This window comes from Rothia sp. 27098_8_161, from assembly GCF_041432905.1.
Classification (GTDB): Bacteria; Actinomycetota; Actinomycetes; order Actinomycetales; family Micrococcaceae; genus Rothia.
On record NZ_JAPWAL010000016.1, the window covers coordinates 40054 to 46085 of the forward strand.

Genomic DNA, 6032 nt, shown 5'->3' on the forward strand with positions numbered 1-6032 from the left:
GGGGCTCGGTGCCTGATAAGAGCATAATCTCTCGAGTAATCGACTGGCTGAGCATCGGGTATCCCAAGGATGTTCCGGTGCAGGACCGTGCGGCAGTGATGGCTATTTTGAAGATGCGTCTGACCGATGAGCAGCTGCAGGAAGTTGTTCGTCAGCTCATGCAGTCTCGCGCTGCCCGTGGTGAGGCATATGTCAGTGACCAGCGCATTAATGAGTACATGCGTCGCGTGGTGGACCATACTCCGACTCCTCAGGATATTGATCGTGTCGCTAAGATTCTTGGTGCTCACGGTTTCCTAATTGCGGAGAATCACGTGAACGAGGATGCAGAGCCCCTCGCAGGCGGCACCGAGTATGTTGCGTATGAGGATCCGACGACCGGTGAGATTCGCATTGCGGAGCTTGCTGCTGAGTCGGCTAATATCCCGGCTCCGAACGCTGCTTCGGTTGAGGAAGCCTAAATAATCTGTGCTGAGAGTTCAGAGCTCTCATGAAGCTTATGATCTATGGGGTGGACTGAGTCCACCCCATAGATTTTCTTTATGCCCTTGTGATTGATGCGCCGCGATTCTTTAGCAGATGTAAGGACGCGAGCGGTATTCTAGAGGGACTTCACTCCCCTCAAACCGCCGGTGGGCTTTGCGCTCGCTCTCACTATGGAGATTCTGTGTCTTCTTCACCTACCCCTGAACCCGAGAACTCTCACATTACATCCGCTCAGGGCTCTTCTGAGGCGGCATCGGTTGCCGCTGAGGACTCTGTTGCTCAGACCCCATCTACTCGCGTAAATGCCGCTCGCAAGGCTATTGCCGGGCAGATGCGCCACCTCGTGGTGCCCCGCCGCTCACTGCTTCTGACAGGCGGCGTGGTTGCCGCCACCGGGGTGCTCGCCGCAATGCCGCAGATTGCGGCAACCGGAGTGCTGGGCGAGGATGCGGCAGCGGTGGTTTCAACCGAGAAGCTGTTGGCGCGCCGCGAGCGTCTGATTCGTGAAAATATCGATACCCGCTACCTGAAGATTGAGTCGCTGGGGCGTATCTATGTGGGTCAGGGGCGCCGTGAGCAGGATCTGCGTCTGGTGGGTTCTTTCTCCCTCACGGAGGCGGCACAGGCCGATTTGCCGGTGGCTGCTACAGCGCTGACAAACCTGTCTGTCTACGGTTCTTTGAATCGGCTGAGCGTCACCTACGGAGGTGTGGACTTGGCGAATGACCCGCAGAATATTGCTCATACGGTGACGGATGCGCCGGTGAGCCCGCTACGCGTGAACGAATCGGCAATCCTGAAGGAAGAGCAGTGGCTGAAGGTGCTGACCGCTAACGCGGCTCTGGGAACGACTGCGAGCTACGCCCAGGTGGGCCTGCTGGCAGATGAGCTGCATCTGAATACTGCAGTGATTGATGAGAACTATGAATCCCTGATGAAGCGTTTCCGTACTCTGGCTGAGCTGGATTTGAAGAACGAGAGGGTGCAGCAGATTCACCTGAATATTCAGTTGGCTCCGGAGAAGGCACTGAGCCTGCCCTCGGGTGCGCAGTCGAAGATTTCGGTGAGTGTTGCCGAGTCTTCGCGTGTGGCAACGGTCACTGATGTGTTGTCGAAGGCTGCCACGAAGAAGGAGCTCAACACTTTGGCGTCGTTCTCACTGGTGTGGAATGCTCGCGAGAAATATCCGTCGGCGAGCCAGCGGGATGGGTTTAAGGTGGGTTTCACGGCTCCTGAGTCGAAGGAGGAGACTGCGAAGGAGGCACAACGCACTGCGGTTCGTAAGTACCTGCAGGAAGTTAGTGCCTCCCTGCAGGCTCTGACGAAGCGTGAGGCGACAGTGCCGGGTGAGGTTATTACCTAAATCCCTCAGTAATGTGATGGGTTTAACTAAAAAAATGCACCTGAGGATTTGGTGAAGTCGTAAAAGGTGTTATAGACTAGTAGGGCACCACGGGGGCGTGGCGCAATTGGTAGCGCATCTGCTTTGCAAGCAGAGGGTTAGGGGTTCGAGTCCCCTCGCCTCCACTTTCCGGTGATTATAGCAAGAGGGAAACGCCTGGCTCCATTCCGAACCCAGAAGCTAAGACTCTTCGCGCCGATGGTACTGCACTTTTGAGGGTGTGGGAGAGTAGGTCATTGCCGGTTTATTTTTCAACCGAGAACCCCATGTTGAAAGACATGGGGTTCTTTGTATATCCGGGTATCTCAGGGAAATACAGCAGGGTGCACCCAAGGAGATTTAGTGCTCTATCTCTAGCGCCTCCTTTTGCCTCTGCCCCCCCTAAAAAAATAAATAAATAAATAGCCGCCCACCAGAGTACAACTCTAGCGGGCGGCTATCTTTCATAAAGCACTCCCTCACGCCGCTAGCGGCGTCTCAGAACGTGTAGAGAGGAAAAATGGGGAATATAACGCTTATGCGTTCTTCCAGGGGTCCTCCACGGGGCGAGCTGCGTTATAGGCTGCAGCGCCCGCAACACCCAGAGCAACCAGCAGACCCAGGAATGCCAGGCCCTTACGGGGGCGCTTGCCGCCGTTACGCTCAATACGAGCTAGTTCCTTCTCAGCGGAACGAACGGTCTTCGTGGTAGCCTTACGAGCCTTGTTCAGGGCCTTCTTGTTGCCGGTCAGCTTCTCAGCGAACATCTCAGCGGTCTTGCCTTCCAGCGCGGATTCAACAGCAGCCAGAGAAGAGACGATAGCCTGAGCCTTAGCAGCCTTGCGTGCCTTACGCTTCTTGCAGCAGAACATAGGGTGACCTCCATCGGTTAAAATGCGCTAGCAACCAGAAAACGCCGCCGCGCGCGTAGTGTTCACCTCTCAGGATATTCAATTCCCGCCCAAAAAGCCCGCCCAACGGTGCGCCCGGGGCGAAAAAATATGTTAGATGGCGAATGAGCACCGCCCCGTGCCACAATAGAGCCATGACTAATGCAACTGCTAAGGCAACTATCCACACTAACTACGGTGACATCATCGTCGAGCTCTTCGGCAACCACGCACCGCTGACTGTTGAAAACTTCATCGGTCTGGCTGACGGCTCCCGTCAGTGGAAGCACCCCCGCACCGGTGAAATCATGAACACCCCCCTGTACAAGGACGTCGTGTTCCACCGCATCATCAAGGACTTCATGATTCAGGGTGGCGACCCCCTGGGCATGGGCGTTGGTGGCCCCGGCTACCAGTTTAAGGACGAGATTCACCCCGAGCTCTCCTTCTCCAAGCCCTACCTACTGGCAATGGCTAACGCAGGCCCCGGCACCAACGGTTCTCAGTTCTTCATCACCACCGTTGAGACCCCCTGGCTGAACGGTCGCCACACTATCTTCGGTGAGGTTACCGATGAGGCATCCAAGAAGGTTGTTGACGCTATTGAGGGCGTTGAGACCGGCTTCCAGGACCGCCCGGTCAAGGACGTTGTCATCTCCTCGATCGATATCGAAAAGCTCTAACAAACCCGATCAGAAAGCTCATACAAGCATTCTGCTGAAGGTATTGAGAAAACACGTATAGTTCAGGGGCCCGCCAGGATTCTTCCGGTGGGCCCCTGCGCTTATATGCCCACATACACCACCTTCGGATGAACTGGTACACAACCTTTGGAGGTTCAGTGGAGAACTTTCCCAACTACGCAGGCTATGCACAGACCCCCACGGTCTGCATCAACCACCCCAACCACGTGAGCTACGCCCAGTGTGGGCGCTGCAATCGAACTGTCTGCGGCGAATGCCAGGTGGCACTGGACGTGGGGATGGTCTGCCCCGATTGCTACCGCGATCTCACGGGCGGCAGCTCGAAGGCGCCGGGCTCCTTCCTGGCGCACCATTGGCATATTAGCTACACGCTCATTTTGATAACCGCTACGATTTACGGCCTGCAACAGATCATCCCCAGCCAATGGGTCGTTAAACATGGCGCCATCTGGTGGCCCTACGTCCAGCACGGCGAGTACTACCGCATCATTAGCTATGGTTTTCTGCATTCGCAGAATGACCCGATGCACCTGGTGTGGAACGTGATTAATCTGTTTATCTACGGCGTGTCCCTCGAACGCATGATGGGCCGCTGGAAGTTCCTCTTCGTGTATCTGGGCTCAATCGTCTTTGGAGCCATCGGCGTGTATGTATTGGCTCCTGCAACCAGTGTGGTGGGTGCCTCCGGAGGTATTTTTGGCCTGATGGGTTCGTTCTTGACCCTACTGATCATCATGAAGCAGAAGGACACCGCCCGTGTGTTTGCCATGATTACCGCGGTAAATGTCATCTATAGCCTTTTGACTTCGTCAAATATTTCCCACGCGTGCCACGCGGGTGGCTTTATAGGCGGCGTACTGCTGACGCTGCTACTTTTTCCTTTTGCGAAGAAGCCCGAGTCCTCGAATCCGCTGCCGTAAAGCCCTTAGGAGTGGCTCAACGGCAGGTATTGAGCCTGAAAAACCGCGGAAATCCGACACTGATATACGTTATCCACAGTAGTTTTCCACACTGTGTATAACTACATTCGTGTAATTCCACGATTGTGAGTGTAGGTTAAAAATCTGTAGATACAGGCTAAAACAATCGAATTACACAGGCTGAATTACACGGGTGTAAGAGTTTTCCCCAGATTTCTCCACAGATGTGGAAAACTTTAAACACCAGGGTGTGTGTAATTACAAAAAAATTCCGGTGCTATGCACCGGAGAAAATAAAAAGTGCCCGGACAGATCAACTTTCCGGGCACTTTCACGTATCGAGCCCCTCACGGGGCAAAGAAGCAGCGGGCGCGAACCTAATTTGCCTGAGCCTCCGCCTCCTCAACCTCCTCGGGAGTGAGCTCCACACCGGTGTACAGACGGAACTGCTCAGCAGCCTGCAGAGCAATCACTTCACCGCCGTGAATAACTTCCTTACCTGCCGCGCGAGCTGCACGCACCAGTGGAGTCTCAACGGGCATCGCCACCACATCAAAGACCACTTGCGCCTCAGCAATAGCCTCTTGCGGGTAAGACAGCTCCTCGCTCTCCTCACTGCCAGCCATGCCAATCGGGGTCACGTTCACCAGAATTGGCGCTCGCAGATTGCCCACCTCCGGTGCCCAGGCGTACTCGTAACGCTCAGCCAGCGCACGGCCGGTCTTCTCGTTGCGGGCTATAATCATGCCCTGCGAGAAGCCTGCGTCAAAGAACGCGCCAGCCACAGCCGCCGCCATACCGCCGGAACCACGCAGCAGGAACGGTAGCGACGGATCCACATTATGCGAACGCAGCAGGGAAGCTACCGCAATCACATCCGTGTTGTACGCTTTCAAGAAGCCGTCAGTGTTCATAATCGTGTTTACTGCACCAATAACCGCAGCCGAGTGATCCATATCGTCTATCAGCGGAATAACAGCCTGCTTGAACGGCATAGACACCGAGCAGCCGCGAATACCCAGTGCACGCACGCCGGCGATAGCACCCTCAATATCAGTGGTGGTCATCGCCTTGTATAGATAATCCAGACCGTGCTTCTCATACAGATAGTTATGGAACTTAATGCCGTGATTTGACGGATGACCAGACAGAGAAATACAGATCGCCGTATCGCGGTTCAGCGCAGGGCGAGCCATCTTAAGCCTCGCCGCCAGCGTCGAGAGTGTTCTGAATCAGCTTCTTCACCTTGTTGCGGCTCACCAGGTCAGCAACCACAAAGTGGGTGTCGCCGGTGTCCACGGTGGGAACGATTGCGTTGCCGTCGTTGAGGGACTTCACGTGTGCCTCAGCCTGCGGGTCTTCCCAAATGTTGACCCAGGTAGCGTGGTCGCCCAGCTCACCCAGCTTAGAATCCAGAGCCTCGCAATAAGGACAGCCGGGACGCCAATAAATGACGACGCCGCCATCCTTCATGACCTCGCGTGCCTTCTGCTGATCGGACTGCTGACGTTCAAACATGGTTCCTCCATAGATGGGGTGCTCCGCGGTCTTCAGGAGGCGCTGAAACCTGCCTGAGAGCGTAGCTTAATAAAATTGACATATCAAGCATAGCCTGAGGTTACAGGGGTGGGGGAGAGGTCCTCATAGGGCG

7 protein-coding genes, 1 tRNA gene and 1 rRNA gene are annotated in these 6032 nt (G+C 55.3%); 6 read left to right on the forward strand and 3 right to left on the reverse strand.

Annotated features, from left to right (window positions below):
• Nucleotides 1–8: 8 nt before the first annotated feature.
• The 4 genes from O3648_RS06440 (at nucleotide 9) to rrf (ending at nucleotide 2133) form a co-directional block, all read left to right on the forward strand.
• The gene (locus O3648_RS06440) at nucleotides 9–461 is read left to right on the forward strand and encodes a DUF3349 domain-containing protein (protein ID WP_279741950.1); all 453 of its coding nucleotides are present in this window, start codon (nucleotides 9–11) and stop codon (nucleotides 459–461) included.
• 206 nt (nucleotides 462–667) lie between these two features.
• Entirely contained in the window at nucleotides 668–1849 is a 1182-nt protein-coding gene (locus O3648_RS06445) for an acetamidase (protein WP_279788225.1), read from the forward strand.
• A gap of 91 nt (nucleotides 1850–1940) precedes the next feature.
• Nucleotides 1941–2013 (forward strand) — tRNA-Ala (locus O3648_RS06450).
• A gap of 3 nt (nucleotides 2014–2016) precedes the next feature.
• Nucleotides 2017–2133: ribosomal RNA gene (gene rrf, locus O3648_RS06455) — 5S ribosomal RNA — on the forward strand.
• A 270-nt stretch (nucleotides 2134–2403) separates the two neighbouring features.
• On the opposite strand, the gene O3648_RS06460 is transcribed toward rrf, so the two are convergent.
• Complete coding sequence (locus tag O3648_RS06460; RefSeq protein WP_371569148.1) at nucleotides 2404–2739, reverse strand: hypothetical protein; 336 nt, start codon at nucleotides 2737–2739, stop codon at nucleotides 2404–2406.
• A gap of 173 nt (nucleotides 2740–2912) precedes the next feature.
• Here O3648_RS06460 and O3648_RS06465 point away from each other — a divergent pair, with 173 nt between their 5' ends.
• Nucleotides 2913–3440 (forward strand): peptidylprolyl isomerase, encoded by a 528-nt coding sequence (locus O3648_RS06465; RefSeq protein ID WP_279741948.1) that lies wholly within the window; start codon nucleotides 2913–2915, stop codon nucleotides 3438–3440.
• A gap of 398 nt (nucleotides 3441–3838) precedes the next feature.
• Entirely contained in the window at nucleotides 3839–4381 is a 543-nt protein-coding gene (locus O3648_RS06470; protein WP_279788227.1) for a rhomboid family intramembrane serine protease, read from the forward strand.
• 377 nt (nucleotides 4382–4758) lie between these two features.
• Here the strand turns inward: O3648_RS06470 and O3648_RS06475 are convergent, their stop codons facing one another.
• Nucleotides 4759–5577 (reverse strand): shikimate 5-dehydrogenase, encoded by an 819-nt coding sequence (locus O3648_RS06475; RefSeq protein WP_371569152.1) that lies wholly within the window; start codon nucleotides 5575–5577, stop codon nucleotides 4759–4761.
• A gap of 1 nt (nucleotide 5578) precedes the next feature.
• On the reverse strand, nucleotides 5579–5899 hold the full coding sequence (locus tag O3648_RS06480; protein WP_279741945.1) for a glutaredoxin domain-containing protein: 321 nt from the start codon (nucleotides 5897–5899) through the stop codon (nucleotides 5579–5581).
• Between the last annotated feature and the right edge of the window lie 133 nt (nucleotides 5900–6032).